The sequence below is a fragment of the Haloarcula amylolytica JCM 13557 genome, from assembly GCF_000336615.1.
GTDB lineage: Archaea > Halobacteriota > Halobacteria > Halobacteriales > Haloarculaceae > Haloarcula > Haloarcula amylolytica.
The window spans coordinates 1-19,039 of record NZ_AOLW01000008.1 but is presented as its reverse complement, the minus strand read 5'-3'; the positions used below and the strand labels follow the sequence as shown (position 1 = coordinate 19,039).

The following is a 19,039-nucleotide window of genomic DNA, read 5'->3' as shown; positions in this document are numbered from 1 at the left end:
TGTGTGAGCCAGCAGCCGGTTGCGCCAGCCGATGTCCGGGACAGCAGGACAGTTCTGTTTCTGCGGGCGTCCGAATCGGTGAGGCATTTTATTTTGTTGCGTTCCACAACCCCAGTCGGTTGTTTCAGTATTTTCTGATCGTTGTCGCTCTCCCGAACAGTAGATGGAATCTGGAGGAGCGACTCAGTCCTGTTGACACTCACAGCCGCCCTGCTCGAAGAACTCCGCGACGGCGTACTGGCTGCCACATGACTGGCACAGCACCTGCGCGTCCAGAAACACCTCGAAGTCCTCGATGTCGATGCGGCCCGTGTCGCGCAGTTTCTCGATGCGCTGGTCGGTGACCGACAGCGTTCGGGTCAGTAGCCGCTGAATGCTCTCGAGATCCTTTTCGATCTTCTCGTCGTCGGACAGCCCCTGGTACTCCGCGCCGCGCCACTCCTTCAGATACGACCGGATAGCCTGGTAGGTGATGAAATCGGTTTCGAGACCATCGACGTCGACGCCGTTGCGTTCGAGTCGGTTGACCGTGTCAGTCCGAACGCCCGTGCTGATGTCGTCACCGGTGAGGTTCTCGTAGGTCGATTCCACGTCGCTTTCGAGGGCACTCAGGCCCGCATCGACCAGCTCGCGTTCGAGGAGGCGCTTGTTGAAAAACTCCGCGAGGTCACGGAGGCTCATGCGCTCTTCACCGTCGCCCGTCCAGCGGGCCTCCATCTCCGCACCGAGTCCATCGAGTTCGTACTCGTCGATGAGCCGAGCGACTTTGCTCGACGGCCGGCCGTCTGTCGTATTCGCCATCTGTTGTTCCCACGTACGGTAACCGGAAGTAAAAGACTACGGGGTTAGATCGAGGTGATGCGGTTGAAGTCGTCGTCGAGCGCCTGAGCGTCCTCCGGCAGGAGGGCGACGACGAGATGCTCGGCGTAGTCGGCGAAGTACTCGACGAGTTCGGCGATGCGCGCGGAGTCGATGGCCTCCAGCGAGTCCAGCAGCATGAACGGAACGCTCTCGTGGAGGTCGTGCACCAGATAGCCCGCGAGAGCGAAGATGAGCCCGGTCACTTCGCGCTCGCTCTCGCTGAGGTGCTCGATGGTGTCCTCGTAAGCCGCGCCGTTCTCGGTGGTCCGGACGATGTGGAGCTCGAACACCGTTCGGTCGACCTTCTGACGTCCCTCACGGACGGTCTGCTCGACGCGTTCGATCCAGATGCGTTCGAGGTTCTCGTACTCCAGAATGCCGAGGATAGCGTCCATGTGCTCGTTGAACTCGTCGACGGCGTTGGCCTCGATCTGGTCGATTTTCGTCCGCTTGTCGGTGAGTTCCTCGATGAGGGCATCGCGCTCCTCGCGGAGGTCGTCGGCCCGTTTGACCATCTCCTCTATCTCCTCGATCTCGGCCGACACGTCGTCGAGGTCGGACTCCAGGCTATCGATCTCGAACTCGAGCTGGTTCGCCTCCCGGTGCAGCGAGAGGATCTCGTCGAAGTCCTCGGATTCGAGGTTGTCGACCTCGTCTTCCAGCGACTCGACGTCGTCAGTCAGTTCCTCGCGCCGCTCCTTCAGGGAGGTGATCTGCTCTTCGCGGCGTTCGATCTCCGTTTCGGTCTCCTGTATCTTCCGCTCGACGTTCTCGCGACGGCGCTGCTTCTTTTCCGCCTCGCGCTGGTCGGTCTTGAGATCGTCGAGTTCCGACTTGATGTCGTTGAGGTCCTCGACCTTCCCCCGGCGGAGGTCCTGCAGGCGGTCGACGGTGTCTTCGATCTGCTCGCGGTCGACCGTCGAGCCACACGTCCAGCAGACGACGGATTCCTCGTCCTCGCCTTCGAGGAGTTGCTCCGTCACCGCGCCGTCGGAGCCTTCGGGCGCGTCTTCGAGTGACTGGATGACGTCGTAGTCTTCCTCTTCGAGCCGTTCCTCGTTGTACTGGATGAGGCTCTGGAGGTCGGAGATCTCGCTGTTCAGCCGCTGGCGCTGGTCGCGCAGGCTTGCGATCTCGTCTTCGAGGTGCTGCTGGTCGCCCATCGGCGTCTCCGGCAGTTCGTCCAGTTCGTCTTCGAGGTCAGATCGTTCACGTTTCAGCGAGGAGATGCTCTCCTCCTGTGCCTCGATGTCCCGCCGGACGGATTCGAGATCCGACCGTGTCGAACGGAGTTCGTCGAGTTTCTCTTCGAGGACATCCTGTTCCTGACGGCTCTCCTCGATATCTCGGCTGCTGTTGTCGATCTCTTCTTCCCGCTCGGCCAGTTCCTCGCGTTTCTCCTCGATCTGCTCGCGGAGTTCGGTCCGGCGCTGTTCGAGGTCCGGAAGGTCGCGCTGGCGAGATTCAACCGTGGCGAGCTCGTCGTTGATGTCGCCCTTCTCCGCTTCCAGCTGTTCGACCTCCGAACGGATCGCGTCGATGTCGACCGGCCGCATGATGATCTCGCGGAGGTCGTCGCCCCGAGCCACGGACCGGCGCGCCTCGTTGGTTTCGAGGAGGAACGCGAACAAGTCAGCGACCTCGGGGTCGTCGAGGTATCCGTCGCCGTCGAACTGGACAGCGTCCCCCGCCCGCGTGAGCGTCCGTTCGTACACCTCATCCCCATACGTGAGGGCAACGCCCCCCTCGTCAGCGTCGCCTTTCAGCGTGGCCTGCGTACTCCCCATTGCCGCCATAATAGACTGCAGAAACGACGTCCGGTTTGTGGCGTTCTTTCCCGTCAGCACCGTCACGCCCGGTGGAATCTCGACTGACGTCTCGTCGATCCCACCGATATTGGTGACATCGAAATGGGCGACACTAGATCCTTGCTTTGATTCTGGCATTGGTCTGCTGTAGTCGGAGCGGATATAAAAATAATTTCATTGCCGAAAACCAAATTACACACTTGGCGTCCCGAGTGCGGGCGGACACGCCAGACTCGACGGTGATGATACACGGCAGACAGCGCACAGACTGACAGCCGATTCCGGAATAACACCTGTACCAATATTATTCCGATACGGAGGGATTGGCGACAGGGAGAGAGGGTAGATCGCTCTGATACTGGCGTTTTATTGTGGATAGCAATCTCAACCGCTTGTGGACCTCGTTAGATGCCAACCTATAAGTCGGCGTGATCGGAAGCAGGTCGTATGACCCGTTACGAAACGCTGCTCGAGGTCGAACTGGACGAGTGGGACAGTGGGTACGGTGTCTTGCAGATCGTCGATCCGGATGACAGCGACACCGCCGAGTTACGGTTCTGCTACTTCAACGAAAACGGCAAGTTCACGAACCGGCCGCTAACGCTACGACCCGACGAAGAGACACTCGACCGGACGACGCGGATGGTGGAGAACCTCGGCTACGTCGCCCGGACGTTCGACCCGGCAGAGATCCGTGAACTCGTCGACGCGCTCGGCGAAGAACGGGTTATCGAACTCGCACAGCTCGTCGACACGCTCGGTGAAGCGCGGCTAGCGGAGATACTCGGGGAGTGAGGATGGCAGACACCCACCCACTGGTAACGGTCGAAACCATCGTCCTCGTGGGGCTGGGGGGGTTCGCCGGCTCGAACCTCCGGTACTTCGTCGGCCTCTTTGTTCCGGGGTTGCAGGGGACGCTGCTGGTCAACGTCCTCGGCAGTTTCGCGCTCGGCGTACTCGTGTACGAAGGGCTGCAGGTCGGTGCGTTGGCCAGCGAGACGAAGCTGGCCGCGTCGACCGGCTTCATCTCGTCGTTTACCACCTACAGCACGTTCGCGGTTGAGACGGTGTTAACGCCCGAGTGGGCCGTCGCGAACATCGTCGGCAGCTACGCTCTGGGGTTTGCCGGTGTCCTTGTCGGTCGTGAAGCCGTCCGACTATTCGCCGGTGGTGAGCGCTGATGGTCGCTATCGAGCCCGCGCATCTTGTCGGCACCGGCGGCGCTATCGGGGCACTCTGTCGCCACTATCTGGCGGGGGCTGTCCAGCGAGAGACGCTCCCGCTCGGGACGCTCACGGTGAACGTTATCGGGAGCTTCGTCCTCGGACTGCTGACGTTCGCCAGTGTGACCGGGGACGCGGCACTGCTGGTCGGTGTCGGCGCATGTGGCTCGTTCACGACGTTTTCCTCGTTTTCCGTCGGGACGGTGCGGCTATGGGAGGACGGCTATGTAGCGCTGGCCGTACTCAACGCCGTCGGCAATCTCGTCGGTGCGCTGGCCGCAATCGGGCTGGCCTGGGGCATCGTGCAGATCGTGTGAATCCCGCCGGCCCCTCAGGTTTCAGGACCCCCCGCAGAGACTTCGTGGTTCCTGTCTGCTTCGAGGTCGCTTGCCCGCGGCGTCTCGCCGCCGTGGGGCGTCCGCCGCTCGCGGACCGTTACATGATGAACAGATTCAGTGCCGTCATCGACAACGAGCGCGTCACCAGTCGTCTCGGGGAGCCGGGCCGCGAGATCACCGTCGAGATACGTCGGCCGGGCCGCCCGCAGCGCGTCAATGTCGGCCGCGCTCGTCAGTCGGTGGGCGACGAGCAGGTCCGTCTGCGAGACGGTCGTCGCCGGCACGGCGCTGGGTCGCTGTGTCGCCAGCACACAACTCACCCCGGGTTGGCGGCCCCGAGTGACGAGTCGGTGGAGCGGACGCCGGGCGACGCCGTCGGTGAACGCGTGCGCTTCGTCGACCAGCAGCCACGGCAGCCGGTCCGTCTGCCCAGCCATCCGACCATCGTAAAGTGCAGTCGCGACAGCGGCGAGGACCGCGCCGGCTGGCCGCGAATCGAGTCCCGAAACGTCGAGCACGGTCAGGCCGTCGCTGCACAGCGCCCCCGTTTCGATACCCGCAGCATCGAAGATATCCCATGACGCAGCGAGCGCAAGATGGTTTGCCGCTGCGCGGCCGGTGCTCGCCGCCGCATCTGAATCAGCCACCCACGAGCGCATCCCCTCGAGGGTCGAACGCTCGCTCGCCGCTCGCCACACGAGCGCTCCCGCGCCCCGTTCCGGGTCGAGGCCGAGCACCGCACACCATTGGCGCGGGTCGAGCGCGTCCGCGCGAACGCTGGGGTCGACCACCGTGACAGACACGTCCGCGGCGCTAAGTGACGTGAACGCCCCCATCGGGTCGACGACGACCGGCGAGACCCCCTCGGCAGCCAGCAGGCCCTCGGCGAGGACGCCGAGCGTGTACGTCTTCCCCGAGCCTCGCTTGCCGACGACGAGACCGACGTGTGGCCGGTCGACATCGAGGTCGACCGCAGCGCCGCGGCTCCCGTCGCGGGCCCGATAGTGACCCAGCCGCGCCGTCGCCCCCGTCGCCTCCTCGCGTCCGATAACGACCATGCCGGCGGTTGCTCCGCTCTGATATTTGAACGTTCGTCCGGGGATTCAAGTACGAACCCGGGGCCACCCTGACCCATGTCAGATTCGCTGTGGCGCGACGAACGTGCTATCGAGGGACTGCCGATACGTCTGGTCATCGCGCTGGTGGTCGGCGTCGCCTGCCTCTCCGTGATGATGAGCACCATCTCCGGAATCGAGACGTTGCAAGTAACCGAGGTCGATGTTGAGCCACATCCCGAAGTGGCTAATCCGGGGACACAGGACGTAGTTGTCACTGTCGTCGACTCGAAGGGGTCGCCCGTCTCCGGCGCGACGGTGGTCGCGAAAAGCGGGACTGCAACGCTCTCGTCGGTTAAGACTGGCGAGACAGGGAGTGCAGGGAACGCGACCCTCTCACTGTCGCCGTCGCTCGGACCGAATCAACAGGACGGCACCGTCACGTTCGAAGTGAAACCACCGGCTGGGAGCAACTACGAGGACGCCCGCTCGAACACCGACTTGCTCGTCGTCGAGTCGCCCTAGCCGTCCCAGTCGATCCACTCCTGCTCCCAGCCGGCGCGGGACTGGGCTGCCCGGCGGGCGCGCTCGCGGTCTTCACGGTGGGTCCGGTTGCGCTCGACGGTGTCGGCCTGCTCGCCCTCGACGAGCATCGGCTGGAACGCGACGGTGCCGTGTCGCGTGACCGAGCCGTCGGCCTCCACGACAGCGAGGGACTGTTCACCGGTGCCAAGCGGCATCACCAGTCGACCGTCATCGGTCAGTTGCTGGAGGAGCGCCCGCGGCGGGTCGATTGCGGCGGCTTCCAGAAGAATACGGTCGTACGGTGCGTATTCGGGCAGCCCGGCAGCCCCGTCACGACGGTCCACGAGGACGGCGTCGTAACCTGCTTCTGCCAGGTTCTGCCGGGCTTCGATGACGAGCCGCCGCGTGATATCTATCGCATGAACGTTGGCCGCACCGACGTGTTCTGCAAGCACCGCGGCCGTGTAGCCGACACCGGCACCGACCACGAGCACGTCGTCGTCTTCCTCGGGTGACAGGGTTTCGAGCACTCGACCGGCGGTACTGGGCGAGAGCACACGCGTGCCGAGGCGCTCGAACGGGCGGTCGGAGTAGGCCTGTTGCTCGCCGACGAAGGCCTCCCGGGGGACGGCACGCATCGCCGCCGACAGCCACGCGCTCCGGACAACACCCTTGCTCTCGTGTTGCAGGCTGTCGACCATGTCGTCCCGCAGTACCGCTGGGTCCATACCAGTATATTCGACCAGAGCTATATCAATGGCGCGACAACGGCGGCGTCTGTCGAAAGACCCTACTGGAGCGGGACGAATCGAACGCCGCCGTGGTCCTCGCTATCGAACGTGCCGTCGGCCTGTTTCTCCGCCCGGATGAGACGCTGTCGCCCGTCACCGATTGGAGCCAGCAGGATACCACCGTGGCGGGTCTGTTCGACGAGCGGGGCGGGGAACTCCGGCGCGGCACAGGTCAGATACGTCCGATCGTAGGGGGCGTGGTCGGGCCACCCCTCCTTGCCGTCGCCGGCGCGAACGGAAACGTCGCCGTAGCCGGTCGCTTCCAGTGTTTCCCGAGCTTCGTCGGCCAACGATGCATGGTACTCCACGCTGTAGACGTTCTCGGGGCCGACCAGTTCGGCGGTCACCGCGGCGTGGTAGCCACACCCAGTACCGACCTCTAACACCTGGTCCCCCGGGGACAGGTCCAGTAACTCGGCCATGATTGCGACCATGTGCGGCGCAGAAACCGTCTGACCCGACCCAATCGGGAGCGGGCGGTCGGCGTAGGCGTCGTGTCGCTTGTCGTCCGGAACAAACCAGTGGCGGGGAACCGACGCTATCGCCGCGAGAACGGCCTCGTCGGAGACGCGCTTGCGAAGACGGTCAGCCAGCCGCGACCGCTCTCGGTCCCAGTGGGCCATCCTACCACGCCGACCACGCCGTGGTCGACTCGTCCCTGACGTACAGTCGGTTGATGTCTTTCGCGATACCCATGTCGCCGTCGTGGTCCATGTTCTCGTGGTCGTAGCCGTGTGCGTCGTCGCGGACGTGAATCCCCTCGACGGTGAACTCCTCCTCGCCGAACTCCTCGGTCTCGCCGACGACGAACTCGTAGTCGCCGGGGACGTGGAGCTTGAAGCTCTCGGTCTCGTCGTGAGTGCCGTCCTTTGGATGCATCGTGACGTTGACCGAGACGTTCCCGACCGCCCGCGACCAGATAGTCTCGACGTCCTCGGCGGCCGCCTCGTCCTCGCGGCCGTCCGCGGTCTCCAGGCTGGTGATCCGCGCCGTCACGACGGCTTCCTCCGTCTCCAGCAGAAACTCCTCGCCGACGGACAGTTCTTCCTCGGCCGGGACATCGACCTCGGCGGTGAAGGAGTCCCCGTCCTGTGAGACGACGACGCTTCGCTTCAGCGTCTCTTCCTCCGGCAGTTGTTCCTTGTGGACGTGGTCGCAGTCCGTACAGCGAACCGTCACATGGCCGCCCGGCTTCAGCACCTCGTGAACCGTTTCCAGGTCCGGCGAACAGGCCGGACACGGGAGGGCGATGCGGTCGCCCGGTGTAGCGTCTGTCATATGCAGCCGTTGACTACGCTCCCGTAAATGGTCGTCGCCACGGCGCTGCTCGTGGTTCCCACTCGCACAGTCACGACGACCTTCTTGAGCCGCGGGACGAAACAACGGGTATGGCGCGCCGACAGAGCCGTACTGACATCGCAAGCGGTGCCATCATCGCCCTGACAGCCCTGGCCGGCGTGGCGGTCTGGTCGCGCCTCCCCGCCGAAGTCGCGATTCACTTCTCCGCGTCGGGCACGCCCGATAACTACGTCTCGAAACCGGTCGGCGTCGTTCTCATGCCGGCGCTGATGCTCGGAACACTCATTGTACTGAAAGGGGCGTTCCGCTACGACCCGCCGGACGTACCGCGGGTGGCGGCCACCATCACCGTCGCAACGATGGCGTTCATGAGTGGGATACACGGGCTCGTGCTCGCGTGGAACCTCGGCTACCCGGTGCCGTTCGACCTCGTCCTCGTCGGATCGCTGGTCTGGGCGGTTGGTATGGTCGCGTACGCGTTGAAAGCAGAATACGTAGACTGATAGCGGCGGTCGGCTGTCAGTCAGCGTCCGCTACTCACCGGTCTTTGTGGGAGTCCGTTCTCGCCGCGTGGCACGACACAACGCGAGGAAGTTCCACTTCCTCGCCGTCCTCACGGCTCCCGTCAGTCGCCGTTCGTCTTTGGGAGATCTACGATCTCCCCACGTTCGCGGCGTTACCGCTCACTCCACCCGAGGAAGTTCCACTTCCTCGCCGTCCGCATACACGGTCGGTTCCGTCAAAATCCCGTCCAGATGAATCGGCGCGTGCACGTCGCCGCCCATCGCGTGGTCGTCGCCGATAGCGATGTGGACCGTCCCGCCGGCCTTCTCGTCCAGCAGGACGGAACCGACAAGTTCGGTCACGGCGACGTTCGTGCCGATGCCGAGTTCGGCGAGATTGTACGCGTCCCGACCGACCTCCTCGGCAGCGTCCTCGACCTGCGCGCGGATTTCGGGGTCGTCGATGTCCGTGACGTAGCCGTCCTCGACCTCGAAGGTGAGGCACTTGCCGTCGAGTTTGCCGTGGGGGCGCATCGTCCCGTCGACGACGAACGTGCCGTCGGCCGTCTCCGGGGCGAGGAACACTTCGCCAGCGGGGAGGTTCGACATCTCGCCGGCCTCGTGGACGATACCGGTGTCCATGTGCCACTCGCGCGCACCGATACCGAACGTGATGTCGGTCCCCTGGGGCGACGTGACCCGGATTTCCTCGGCGTCTTCGACCTGCGCCAGCACGTCCTCGCAGTGCTGTTCGATGCGGTGGTAGTCGGCGTCTAATCCCATCAGGAACACGCCCTCGCTGATGCCGGGCAAGGTTGCAACGCGAGCGCCAGCCTCGTTAGCGTCAGTCCGAGCCTCGGTGTGGCTCAGGCTCTTGGTCGTCGGCGCGAGCACGACATCGGCAGTTTCCATCGCGCCAGCGACCGGCGCAGGCGGTTCCGCACCGTGTTGCTCGCCCGGCGGGTAGCGTACGAAAACGGCGTTATCGGTAATCTCCGCGGCGACACGGTACAGCGCCTCGCCGATTGATTTCCGCTGGTCGTCAGTGACGACGGCGCATGACTCGTCGGGCTGGAGGTTCAGGCACTGTTTGACGGCGGTCTCGGCGGGCGCACGAAGCGACGAGTTGTCCATACAACTGATTGTGTACTCCGACTGAATAACTCTTGATGGACTGTCGGCGTAGGGCGTCGAAACGCGCTACGTCTCAGTGTTTTCAGAGAGATGTGGTCAAAGCTCACAATCGCCAGAGGTACAACTATGTGAGTTAATTTCTCCGTATATTAATCACAAAGAATATACTCTCCCCGGAGATATGGACGTGTATGCTCCACGTGGGCATCAACGGCTTCGGCACCATCGGGAAACGCGTCGCTGACGCGGTGCGTGTCCAGCCAGATATGACAGTTGCGGGCGTCGCAAAGCGCTCGCCGAACTTCGAGGCAACTATCGCAGACGACCGCGGCTACGACCTCTACGCCGCGGACGGCCGCGAACCGTTCGACGAAGCCGATCTCGCGACGGCCGGTACGGTCCATGACCTCATTGAAACGAGCGACGTGGTCGTCGACACCACGCCAAGTGGCGTCGGCGCGGCCAACGCGCCGCTGTACGCCGAGCACGACACGCCAGCCATCTTCCAGGGTGGGGAGGACGCCGATGTGGCAGACGTGAGCTTCAACGCTCGCGCCAACTACGAGAACGCAGTCGGGGCTGACACGGCCCGCGTCGTCTCCTGCAATACGACTGGACTTTCACGCCTTCTCGCGCCGCTCAAGGAATCATACGGCGTCGAGAAATCGCGCGTGACACTGGTCCGGCGCGGTGCCGACCCGGGCCAGACCGGTCGTGGCCCCATCAACGACACACTCCCCGACCCCGTCGAAATCCCCTCCCACCACGGTCCTGACGTCCAGACGATTTTTCCCGACCTCGACATCGACACGATGGGGATGAAGGTCCCGACAACGCAGATGCACACCCACAGCGTCAACGTCACGCTGGAAAGCGAACCAACGACAGAGGAAGTCACGTCGCTGCTGACCGACGAATCGCGACTGTTCCTCATCCCGAAGACGCTGGGTATCGACGGTGCAGGGAAACTCAAAGAGTACACCCGCGACGCCGGTCGCCCGCGCGGTGACGTGTGGGAGAACTGTATCTGGGCCGAATCAATCACAGTCCAGGGGCGGGACCTCTACCTGTTTCAGGCGATTCACCAGGAAGCCGACGTCGTGCCGGAGAACATCGACGCCGTTCGCGCGCTCTCGGAGCGGACCGCAAGCGCCGAGAAGAGCATCCGACGCACCGACGAAGCCCTCGGCGTCGGCCGCGGCCTCGTCGAACACGACGGCAGCCCACAGCGCGTCGACAGTCACGCCGACGACTGATTCTCACCCCAGTTTGTGGAACTCGACTTCGCCGGTGTCCGTCGACAGCGTCGCAACCGAGAACGGCTCGGAGGCCGGCGGAATCGAGATGCCGCCGGGATTGATTCGTTCCGTGCCCCCGCGCTCCTCGTAACCGCGTTCGTGCGTGTGCCCGTGGAAAACGTAGTCGTAGGTCCCACAGTCGACCAGCGCGTCGACGATCTCCCCGCTGGTCCCGTGATACACCGCGATGGTGTTCCCGTCGATGGTCAGCTCGCCCATCTCGCCGAAGTACGTGCCGAATTCCTCGACGGTAGACTGGACTGCCCACTCGCCGTCGTTGTTGCCACGAACGGCGTAAAACGACCAGTCGCCGTCGAACGGCGTCACCGAGAAGGGGGCGACGAAGTCGCCGCAGTGGACGACCGTCTCACAGTCCGCCTCCGAGAACGTCTCCACTGCGGCTTCGACCTGCGCGGCGTTGTCGTGCGTGTCCGAGACGATACCGATCTGCATACCGACGACGTTCAGCCGGCAGCGACTTGAACGTGTGGCCCTCGACACTGGTGGGACCGCCGTCGTCACACAGACGCGATGCTTTTGTTTAGTCACCGCCTACGGCGACCGATGGCACGGGGACTCATCGGGACAATCGAGCTGATGGTCGCGGTCGTACTCGCCGCGCGGGTCACCCTCCTCGGCATCGATAACCTCGCCCGCGGCCAGACGGCGATCGGTGCGGTCTTTCTCGGGTTAGCCGCCGCCTTACTGATTATCGAGTGGGTCGCCCCCTCTCCGACAGATATCCCCGGCGCAATCGCCGGGCGGGCCCGCAGTGCGCTCCCCGGCGGGAAGCCACCGGACAGTAGCGACGACGACTAACTCTCGTCGCGCCAGCGGTCCGAGGTGGCTCTGTCCACCGCCGCCATGTGGTCGTGTTCCTCGACCGTTTCGGCCCGCAATTCCTCGGCCTTCTGGACGGGCTTCCCTGGAACACGCGCTCGAACGCCACGTCGAGCGCGACGAGACGAGGTACTACCTGGAAGGTGGAATCATCGACGAGGAAGGAAATCGGCGGCTTCAGTCGGCCGCGATGGTCTCGCTGGCGTCGTCGAGCAGTTGCTCGATGGAGCGGTCGCTTGGCTCGTTTTCCAGCAAGACGTCGATAGGGAGCGTCGGCGCGCCGTCGACGAGGTTCTCGAGCAGGACGAGTCGCTCGCGAGCCCGGGACATCCCGACGTAGAACACGCGCCGTTCGTTGTCGGTCAGCGTCGGGACGGGACTTGTGTGTTTCGTGAACTCGTCCATTCCGGGTACCTCGATACCCTGCTGGTCGACAGTCGCGGCCATCTGCTCAACGACTTTCTCGGTGAGGTCGGTCGCGACGAACACATGGTCGGCCTCGCGACCTTTGGCGGAGTGGATCGTCCCCACGCGGACGCGGTCGGCGTCCATCCCGGTGTAATCGCCGGTGAAGTACGCGTCGACGGTCCGCTCCTGGAAGTTGGTCACCTTCCGGAGCATATCGCCCGCAGAGGCCGCGTCGGGGAGGAACGGAACGTGCTCCCGGACCACGTCGGGTTTGATCTCGATGTCGGCGATGTCTTCGTCCTCGTGGGACTCGTCGATCTCTTCGAGCGCGTCGAAGAGTTCGTCACGTTCGCCCGTGCCGAAGGCGGAGTCGACGAGCATATCGGCGAGCCGGCGCGCTTCGAGCACCGTGAGCGGTTCGTCGGCTTCGACGGCTTCGAGCCCGTTGACGTACTGGGTGAGCCGGTCAGTCCACATCCGCTGGTCGGTGAGACAGGAGAAGGGGATCCCGTTGTCGATGAACTCGTCGATGAACTGGAACATCTGGTAGCGAGCCCGGAACAGCACCATCACCGTCTCGTCGGACTGCTCGATGGTCCGCGTGACGTTCCGGGAGAGGTCGAACATCGAGGGGTTCTGGACCGCCTCGACGCGGCCGCCCTCCTTGCGCGGATTGAGGTCCTTCTCCTGGCGTTTCTCGATGTGGCGGACCTCGCGGTTGACGACGTTCAGGATGCGCGAGGGGAGCCGATAGGAGTTGGGCAGCACCTCGTCCTGAGTGACGACTTCTTCGAGCAGGAGGTCCGGGTCCGCGCCCTGCCAGGCGTAGACGACCTGGTCGTCGTCGCCGGCGATGAGCACCCGCTCCATGTGGGGTTTCCACTCGTCGTAGACGTCGTACTGTAGCGTCGTGATATCCTGAAACTCGTCGATGATGAGGTAGTCGACGTTGGGGAGCAGCGAGCGCTGGGCGACCCGTTCGAGCATGTCGGCGAAGCCCGTCAAGTCGTTTTCGCCCTTGTAGGTGCGCCAGCCGCGGATGGCGGCGGGCACGTCCACGCGGTCGTCGTCGGTCGGCCACGTCGGCGTGTACTTGTTGCCGGTCTGGGCGTTGTCGTCGATCTCCGGCGGGAGTCGGACCTCCTCGTCGTCCCACTTGAAGGGCACGTCGTACCAGTCGGCCACGTCGCGGCGGGTCCGCTGGAGCCACTGGCTCGTCGCGATGATCTTGTTCCCGAGGGTGGTTGAGCGGGCCGACCGACGCCGGGACCCTTCGTACTCGTCCTCGTAGTCGATGCCGAACTCCTCGCAGAAGGCCTCCTTGTCGTCCTCGCCGACGACGTCGCCGCGGGAGAGGTTCAGCAGTTCGTACGCCTTCGCGTGCATCGTACAGACGTTCCCGCGGAGGGCGCGAGGGGACAGGCCGAGTCGGTCCGCGAGTCGCTCACGGATCTCGGCGGCCGCCGCACGCGTGTACGAGACAACCAGTACGTCACGGAAATCGACGTCGTCGTCTTCCAGCAGTTCGTCAACGCGGTCGAGCAGCGCCGTCGTCTTCCCGCTACCGGGCCCACCGAACAGGCGGACAACCTCGGTGGTCGAATCAGTCATTGAACATGTAGTGGGACCGCGGCCAAATAAACAACGTGCTTTACGGGGACGACAACTGACAGGCGCACCCGAACGGATTTCTCATCGGTACAGCGACACGTACAGCATCGCGAACCCGATGATGAACGGGATCGTCTCCGCCATCTGGAAGAACACGCGAACGATGGCACCGGTCTCGCCGGCGCTCAGTTGCGTGATGACACTGGAGATAGCGACGCCCATACTGATGAACGCAAAGCCAACGAACGCGTACTGGAGGCGTTCTGACGGGCGTTTCCGGTAGGCCTGAAAGCTAATCAGGGTGATCCCGAGCGTCAGCCCGAACACCACCATCCGCATCAGGATGAGCGCGCCGCGTGCGATAGCCACGCCGGTCGTCATGCAGTCACGCCTCCGCTGGAGAGTGAATTCATTCCGGGTTCAGCTCGTCCCAGAGCTGACTGAACCGGTCCGGGAGGTTCTCCTCCCGGTAGATGCGTACTTTGTACTCCTCGTCTTCGAGCGAAATGACCGTCGACTCGAAGTTGGACTCGTACACCTTGTAGTGGTTTCCGTCCTCGGCGACGAGCGTTCGGTCGGTGACGAGGTCGTACTCGTCGAGCAGTTCGATACGTCGATACACCGTCGGCAGCGAGAGGTCACACTCCTCTGCGAGTTCCTTCGCCGACTGCGGTTCCCGACTGATTGCGGCGAGTACACGGCGCGCGTGCTGGTCGCCGATCGTATCGAGAATCTCCTCGATGCTCTGTTCCTCAGCCACTACACCAAGATTCGCGTCATATTATATAAGCGTTTTCGAGCACTGTGGTGGTTTCACGTTCAGAAAACACTGCCCCGTTTATATGATGATAGCCACTGTAGCACTCATTGCGGATTGCGTTCAGGTGAGACGATGTCCGGAGACAACCTCCGTCGCGTGACGACGGGTAAGATGCAGGGCCAGAACGCCGATGAGCGAGTGACCCCTCTCGGCGAGACAGAGCGCCCGGAATCGCATGACCCACCCAGTCGTGACGCCATCACGGAGTCGTTGGATCCGGTCATTGACGACGTCGTCGGCGGCGATATCGCGGTCGATGACGGCCTGGTCACACAGAGTCTGGAAGAGCTCCTACTGGCGATGATCGCAGTCGCCGATGGTGGTACCCACGGGACCGGACTGATGGAGGAACTGGAAGCCCAGTTCGGTGCCGAACTGAGTCCGGGGACAGTGTACCCCCGGCTACACGAGTTAGAAGCGGATGGCACGCTCCAGATGCACGAACTCGTCCAGACGAAGCAGTACGGAATCGCGGACGATGCGGCTGCGAAAGAGCAGATCGCAACGTCCGCGTACCAACATCTCGCGCTCGGGCTGTTCCTCCATGCGTCGCTCGATGCGCTGTAACCACCACAAACCGGTCCACTCGCCGACACACGACCCCCCAATCGTCGGCTACGAACCGGTCGGCCCGCCGACACACCACCCCCAACCGTCGGCTGGCCACACAAAGACTCCCCACTTCCTTTCTGCGCAACGTGAAACAGTCCCGACTGCTTGAGCCGTTGCTGTCCCGACACGAGACGTAGGGAGGCTCATCCTGGCAGAGAGCGAACTGTCGGTTCTGCGGGTCAGTACCACCGCTACCGGATGAAGGCGGAAGGGATGAAAAGGGAGTATCCTTACCGTACCGGTGTCCAGCCACACACCGAGCACTGTGCCGCTGTCGACTCGTGAAGGCCGCCGCAATCGGGGCACTGCTTCTTGTTATAGCTCTCTTCCCAACCACTCTGGTCCACGTCGTGGCCACGCTGGGAGAGGAACTCGTCGAACATATCGTCACTACTCGGTGCGGACGCCATACATGCTATGGTATATCACATCAGTATATAGGTTTAATGGTATTGTGAAACATTGCCATAAGTAACGACGCACCATGCGCGACGAGACGGTCAGTCACAGCGAGCCGTGCCACTCAGGAGCCGTACAACCAGGAGACAACATCAGATGAGCAGTCGTTCAGACGGTGCGCTGGCCCGGTTGTGTCCGGTACCACCCGTTAGCTGTCGGTCGCAGCCGGGTGGGTGTAGTCAACAGTGATACGGGTGCTTGCGATGAGCGCGTTCGCGATAGCCTCTGACGCCTGTTCCTGCTCTGTCCCACCTTCGAGAGACAGCTTCTCGCCAAGTGCGAACACCTGAAACCGGTGTTCGTACGGCTGGCCGGCCGGCGGACACGGCGGTTCGTACCCCGGCTCGTTGGGGGGCTGTGTTCCCTGTCGAGCGCCGCCGAGCATGTCGAGGGTCGGCTCGCGATGGAGGCCGGCCGGAATCCGTTCCGTCTCTGGTGGGACGTTCCACAGCGTCCAGAACACCGGCTGGCTAAACACGCCTCCGTCATACTCGGCTGTGACGGCGAGTGCTGCCGTCGGTTCCGGGACGCGCTCGATGACGAACGGCGGCGAAACGCCGTCGCCGTCACAGGTGAACCGGGCGGGAAGCTCGTCCCCGGAACTGAACGCGGGGCTCGATACTTCGAAAGCCGGTGCTGTGTCGTCCGACTGCCCGGTACAGCCCGCGCTCCCGACCAGTGCTGACGCCCCGAGCGTCTGGACGAAGTGGCGACGGCGCATACCAGAGTGGGAGGGATAGGTCGTAATCTGCCTTGTGATACCCCGCCATGTACCACATCAAATCCGGGGAGGGGACACCACTGGTCCCTATCAGGGCGAACATGTTCCCGCCCGTCGCCAGCGACTGAGAACGTCTTACCCCCTTCTTATTTTGGGGTACTGGAGTTCCAACCACATGGAACTCAAACGCAAAACGATCGCGAAGGTGATCGCCGCCGCGTTCGTCTTCAACCTCGTCGTCATGGGGGCTGGCGCGTGGATCGCGTATCAGGAAGCGCCACCCATCCCGGAGCAAGTTGTCGGACCCGACGGCGAGACGCTCGTCACGGGTGAGGACATCCGCGACGGGAAGAAGGCGTTCCAGAAGAACGGACTGATGAACCACGGGTCGATTCTCGGGAACGGCGCGTACTACGGCGCGGACTACACCGCCGACTCGCTGGAGTTGAAAACCCAGCATATGCGGACGTACTACGCCGAGGAGCGCTACGGGACCGAGTACGACTCGCTGTCGACGGCCGAACAGGCCGCCGTCGATGACGACGTGAAACAGGACCTCAGTGGGGAGTACACCGGCGGGAACATCGAGTACTCCGCCGCGGAGCTGTACGCCCACGAGCAGGTCCGTCAAGAGTACGTCGAGCGGTACCACGAGGGCAGCCACGAACGGGGCATCCCCGAGGGGATGATCGACTCCGAAGCCGACGCCCGGCAGTTCGCCGACTTCGCCATGTGGACGGCGTGGTTCTCCCACACCGACCGACCTGGCGGTGAGCACTCCTACACGAACGACTGGCCATACGAGCCAGCCGCCGGTAACGACGCGACCGGCGCGGCGATGACCTGGAGCGTCATCGCGATGGTGCTGCTCGTCGCCGCCGCCGGTGGCGGCATCTGGCTGTACCAGTCCGTCAGCCTCCCGGAACCGTCCGCCGGCGACCTCTCGGTTCCCGAGCCGGGCGACGTGAGCATCTTCCCCAGCCAGCGGGCCGCCCTGCGGTTCATCCCGGTCGCCGCCGGGCTGTTCCTCGCGCAGGTGTTACTCGGTGGATTACTCGCCCACTTCTACATCGAACGGGCAGGGTTCTTCGGCATCGAGGAAATATTCGGCGTCCACATCCTCCAGTTACTGCCTTTCGCGATGGCGAAGACCTGGCACATCGATCTCGGCATCCTCTGGATCGCCGCGACGTGGCTCGGTGCCGGGCTGTTCCTGCCGCCGCTGTTGACCGGCCACGAGCCCAAACGCCAGTCGACGTACATCAACGTGCTGCTCGGGGCCATCGTCGTCGTCACCGTCGGCGGCCTCGGCGGCATCTGGCTCGGCTCGCACGGCTACTTCGGCGACCTCTGGTGGCTGTTCGGCAACGAAGGGCTAGAGTACCTCGAAGTCGGGAAAGTCTGGCAGGTCGGACTGCTCGCCGGCTTCGGTCTGTGGGCCGTCCTCTCGATTCGGGGCCTGAAACCGCTGCTGGACCGAGAGCCGGTGTTCGGCCTCGCCCACATGATTCTGTACGCCGGCGGCTCGATTGCACTGCTGTTTACCGCCGGGTTCTTCTTCACCCCGGAGACCAACATCGCCGTCACGGAGTTCTGGCGCTGGTGGGTCGTCCACATGTGGGTCGAAGGGGCCTTCGAGTTCTTCATCGTCGCCATCATCGGGCTGACGCTGGTGTCGATGAACCTTCTCAGCCGCCGCAGCGCCGAGAAGGCGGTCATGCTCCAGGCGTTGCTGGTGATGAGCACGGGTGTTATCGGGGTCTCTCACCACTACTGGTGGGTCGGTATGCCCGACATGTGGGTCCCCATCGGGAGCGTGTTCTCGACGCTGGAACTGCTCCCGCTGGTGTTCATCCTCTACGAGGCGCTGGGCCAGTACCGGGCCATGTCGGAAACCGGCGGGTTCCCCTACAAGCTCCCGTTCATGTTCATCATCGCCAGCGGGGTCTGGAACTTCGTCGGGGCCGGCGTGCTCGGCTTCTTCATCAACCTCCCGCTCATCAACTACTACGAGCACGGCACCTACCTCACGGTCGGCCACGCCCACGCCGCGATGTTCGGGGCCTTCGGCTTCCTCGCGCTGGGGATGGTCACCTACATGCTTCAGCTCGCCATCAAGCCCGGCCGCTGGGACGGCTCCTGGCTCCGGGCGGCGTTCTGGTGCTGGAACGTCGGCCTGGCGCTGATGGTGTTCGTCTCCGTGCTGCCGGTGGGCTTCCTCCAACTGGAGGCGGCGTTCACCGGGAGCTACGCCGCGGCCCGGAGCGTGGCGTTCTACAACCAGCCGCTCGTCCAGACGCTGTTCTGGGCGCGGCTCCCCGGTGACACGCTCATTATCCTCGGGACGGCCATCTACGCGGCCGACCTGATCCGCAAGCGGTTCGTCCTCCGGAGGTCCGAAGACGACCCTACGGTCGAGGACATGGCCGTCGCGGAGGGCGTCATGAGCGACGACTGAGTCACCGCCGGTCTCCGGCTGTGGTCATTACAGCCGAAACACGGCTCGCCGACAGCAACGAGAAGAGAGTGAACCGACGGATCTAGACGGGGAACTGCGTCGCCGTCCCGGCGACGATGACCCACGTCACGAGGACGGCGTTGATCGTCGCGCCGACCCAGACCCGACCCGTCTTCCTGAAGAAGTAAGTGCTGACGAAGGCCACGATGCTGAGCAGGGCGACGAACTGCAGCGCCAGGATTGTCAGCAGCGGGTGGCCAAGCGGCAGGGGCTGG

General features: G+C 63.7%; 22 protein-coding genes and 1 pseudogene. 9 read left to right on the top strand and 14 right to left on the bottom strand.

What is annotated here, in order from left to right; all coding sequences use genetic code 11:
* Positions 1-183: 183 nt before the first annotated feature.
* Together rdfA and C442_RS03180 are read right to left on the bottom strand one after the other, a co-directional pair.
* A complete protein-coding gene (gene rdfA, locus C442_RS03185; RefSeq protein ID WP_008307760.1) occupies positions 184-801 on the bottom strand; it encodes a rod-determining factor RdfA in 618 nt (205 codons plus the stop codon).
* A gap of 44 nt (positions 802-845) precedes the next feature.
* Entirely contained in the window at positions 846-2,807 is a 1,962-nt protein-coding gene (locus C442_RS03180; protein WP_008307759.1) for an archaea-specific SMC-related protein, read from the bottom strand.
* 309 nt (positions 2,808-3,116) lie between these two features.
* Between C442_RS03180 and C442_RS03175 the strand changes: the two genes are divergently transcribed.
* The 3 genes from C442_RS03175 to crcB are packed head-to-tail and all read left to right on the top strand — an operon-like array spanning position 3,117 to position 4,209.
* Positions 3,117-3,464: a hypothetical protein gene (locus C442_RS03175; RefSeq protein ID WP_008307758.1), complete on the top strand. Its 348-nt coding sequence runs from the start codon at positions 3,117-3,119 to the stop codon at positions 3,462-3,464.
* 2 nt (positions 3,465-3,466) lie between these two features.
* Positions 3,467-3,850, top strand: coding sequence for a fluoride efflux transporter FluC (locus C442_RS03170; protein WP_008307757.1), 384 nt, complete (start codon positions 3,467-3,469; stop codon positions 3,848-3,850).
* The gene (gene crcB, locus C442_RS03165) at positions 3,850-4,209 is read left to right on the top strand and encodes a fluoride efflux transporter CrcB (protein WP_008307755.1); all 360 of its coding nucleotides are present in this window, start codon (positions 3,850-3,852) and stop codon (positions 4,207-4,209) included. Before C442_RS03170 ends, crcB begins: the two co-directional genes overlap by 1 nt.
* A gap of 14 nt (positions 4,210-4,223) precedes the next feature.
* Here crcB and C442_RS03160 read toward each other — a convergent pair whose 3' ends face one another.
* Positions 4,224-5,288, bottom strand: a complete 1,065-nt coding sequence (locus tag C442_RS03160) for an ATP-binding protein (RefSeq protein ID WP_008307754.1) — start codon at positions 5,286-5,288, stop codon at positions 4,224-4,226.
* A gap of 75 nt (positions 5,289-5,363) precedes the next feature.
* On the opposite strand from C442_RS03160, the gene C442_RS03155 reads away from it, so the two are divergent.
* Entirely contained in the window at positions 5,364-5,810 is a 447-nt protein-coding gene (locus C442_RS03155; RefSeq protein WP_008307753.1) for a DUF7382 domain-containing protein, read from the top strand.
* Here the strand turns inward: C442_RS03155 and C442_RS03150 are convergent.
* The 3 genes from C442_RS03150 to C442_RS03140 all read right to left on the bottom strand — a co-directional run bounded on the left by C442_RS03150 (position 5,807) and on the right by C442_RS03140 (position 7,879).
* Complete coding sequence (locus C442_RS03150) at positions 5,807-6,538, bottom strand: protein-L-isoaspartate O-methyltransferase family protein (protein WP_008307752.1); 732 nt, start codon at positions 6,536-6,538, stop codon at positions 5,807-5,809. The two genes, C442_RS03155 and C442_RS03150, sit on opposite strands and share 4 nt — an antisense overlap.
* A 62-nt stretch (positions 6,539-6,600) precedes the next feature.
* Positions 6,601-7,224 carry a protein-L-isoaspartate(D-aspartate) O-methyltransferase gene (locus C442_RS03145; RefSeq protein ID WP_008307751.1) on the bottom strand — a complete coding sequence of 208 codons (624 nt, stop codon included), beginning with the start codon at positions 7,222-7,224 and terminating at the stop codon, positions 6,601-6,603.
* Position 7,225: 1 nt separating this feature from the next.
* Positions 7,226-7,879: an HVO_0476 family zinc finger protein gene (locus tag C442_RS03140; RefSeq protein ID WP_008307750.1), complete on the bottom strand. Its 654-nt coding sequence runs from the start codon at positions 7,877-7,879 to the stop codon at positions 7,226-7,228.
* A gap of 110 nt (positions 7,880-7,989) precedes the next feature.
* Here C442_RS03140 and C442_RS03135 point away from each other — a divergent pair, with 110 nt between their 5' ends.
* Positions 7,990-8,403: a DUF1648 domain-containing protein gene (locus tag C442_RS03135; protein WP_008307749.1), complete on the top strand. Its 414-nt coding sequence runs from the start codon at positions 7,990-7,992 to the stop codon at positions 8,401-8,403.
* A 180-nt stretch (positions 8,404-8,583) separates the two neighbouring features.
* Here C442_RS03135 and C442_RS03130 read toward each other — a convergent pair whose 3' ends face one another.
* Entirely contained in the window at positions 8,584-9,537 is a 954-nt protein-coding gene (locus tag C442_RS03130; protein ID WP_008307748.1) for an aminopeptidase, read from the bottom strand.
* A gap of 191 nt (positions 9,538-9,728) precedes the next feature.
* Here C442_RS03130 and C442_RS03125 point away from each other — a divergent pair, with 191 nt between their 5' ends.
* Positions 9,729-10,793 (top strand): type II glyceraldehyde-3-phosphate dehydrogenase, encoded by a 1,065-nt coding sequence (locus C442_RS03125; RefSeq protein ID WP_008307747.1) that lies wholly within the window; start codon positions 9,729-9,731, stop codon positions 10,791-10,793.
* 3 nt (positions 10,794-10,796) lie between these two features.
* Here the strand turns inward: C442_RS03125 and C442_RS03120 are convergent, their stop codons facing one another.
* Complete coding sequence (locus C442_RS03120; RefSeq protein WP_008307746.1) at positions 10,797-11,288, bottom strand: metallophosphoesterase; 492 nt, start codon at positions 11,286-11,288, stop codon at positions 10,797-10,799.
* A 111-nt stretch (positions 11,289-11,399) separates the two neighbouring features.
* On the opposite strand from C442_RS03120, the gene C442_RS03115 reads away from it, so the two are divergent.
* Complete coding sequence (locus C442_RS03115) at positions 11,400-11,654, top strand: DUF7533 family protein (RefSeq protein ID WP_008307745.1); 255 nt, start codon at positions 11,400-11,402, stop codon at positions 11,652-11,654.
* A 198-nt stretch (positions 11,655-11,852) separates the two neighbouring features.
* Here C442_RS03115 and C442_RS03110 read toward each other — a convergent pair whose 3' ends face one another.
* The 3 genes from C442_RS03110 to C442_RS03100 form a co-directional block, all read right to left on the bottom strand.
* A complete protein-coding gene (locus tag C442_RS03110) occupies positions 11,853-13,694 on the bottom strand; it encodes a UvrD-helicase domain-containing protein (RefSeq protein ID WP_008307744.1) in 1,842 nt (613 codons plus the stop codon).
* 81 nt (positions 13,695-13,775) lie between these two features.
* The gene (locus C442_RS03105) at positions 13,776-14,075 is read right to left on the bottom strand and encodes a DUF7521 family protein (RefSeq protein ID WP_008307743.1); all 300 of its coding nucleotides are present in this window, start codon (positions 14,073-14,075) and stop codon (positions 13,776-13,778) included.
* A gap of 28 nt (positions 14,076-14,103) precedes the next feature.
* On the bottom strand, positions 14,104-14,454 hold the full coding sequence (locus C442_RS03100; RefSeq protein WP_004515333.1) for an ArsR/SmtB family transcription factor: 351 nt from the start codon (positions 14,452-14,454) through the stop codon (positions 14,104-14,106).
* A 132-nt stretch (positions 14,455-14,586) separates the two neighbouring features.
* Between C442_RS03100 and C442_RS03095 the strand changes: the two genes are divergently transcribed.
* A complete protein-coding gene (locus C442_RS03095) occupies positions 14,587-15,081 on the top strand; it encodes a PadR family transcriptional regulator (protein ID WP_049942798.1) in 495 nt (164 codons plus the stop codon).
* 275 nt (positions 15,082-15,356) lie between these two features.
* On the opposite strand, the gene C442_RS03090 is transcribed toward C442_RS03095, so the two are convergent.
* On the bottom strand, positions 15,357-15,536 hold the full coding sequence (locus C442_RS03090) for an HVO_0416 family zinc finger protein (RefSeq protein ID WP_004515335.1): 180 nt from the start codon (positions 15,534-15,536) through the stop codon (positions 15,357-15,359).
* A gap of 197 nt (positions 15,537-15,733) precedes the next feature.
* The gene (locus C442_RS03085; RefSeq protein ID WP_008307739.1) at positions 15,734-16,306 is read right to left on the bottom strand and encodes a YbhB/YbcL family Raf kinase inhibitor-like protein; all 573 of its coding nucleotides are present in this window, start codon (positions 16,304-16,306) and stop codon (positions 15,734-15,736) included.
* 175 nt (positions 16,307-16,481) lie between these two features.
* On the opposite strand from C442_RS03085, the gene C442_RS03080 reads away from it, so the two are divergent.
* Complete coding sequence (locus tag C442_RS03080) at positions 16,482-18,764, top strand: nitric-oxide reductase large subunit (RefSeq protein WP_008307737.1); 2,283 nt, start codon at positions 16,482-16,484, stop codon at positions 18,762-18,764.
* 82 nt (positions 18,765-18,846) lie between these two features.
* Here C442_RS03080 and C442_RS03075 read toward each other — a convergent pair.
* Positions 18,847-19,039: pseudogene (locus C442_RS03075) on the bottom strand (alpha/beta hydrolase); the annotation flags it as partial.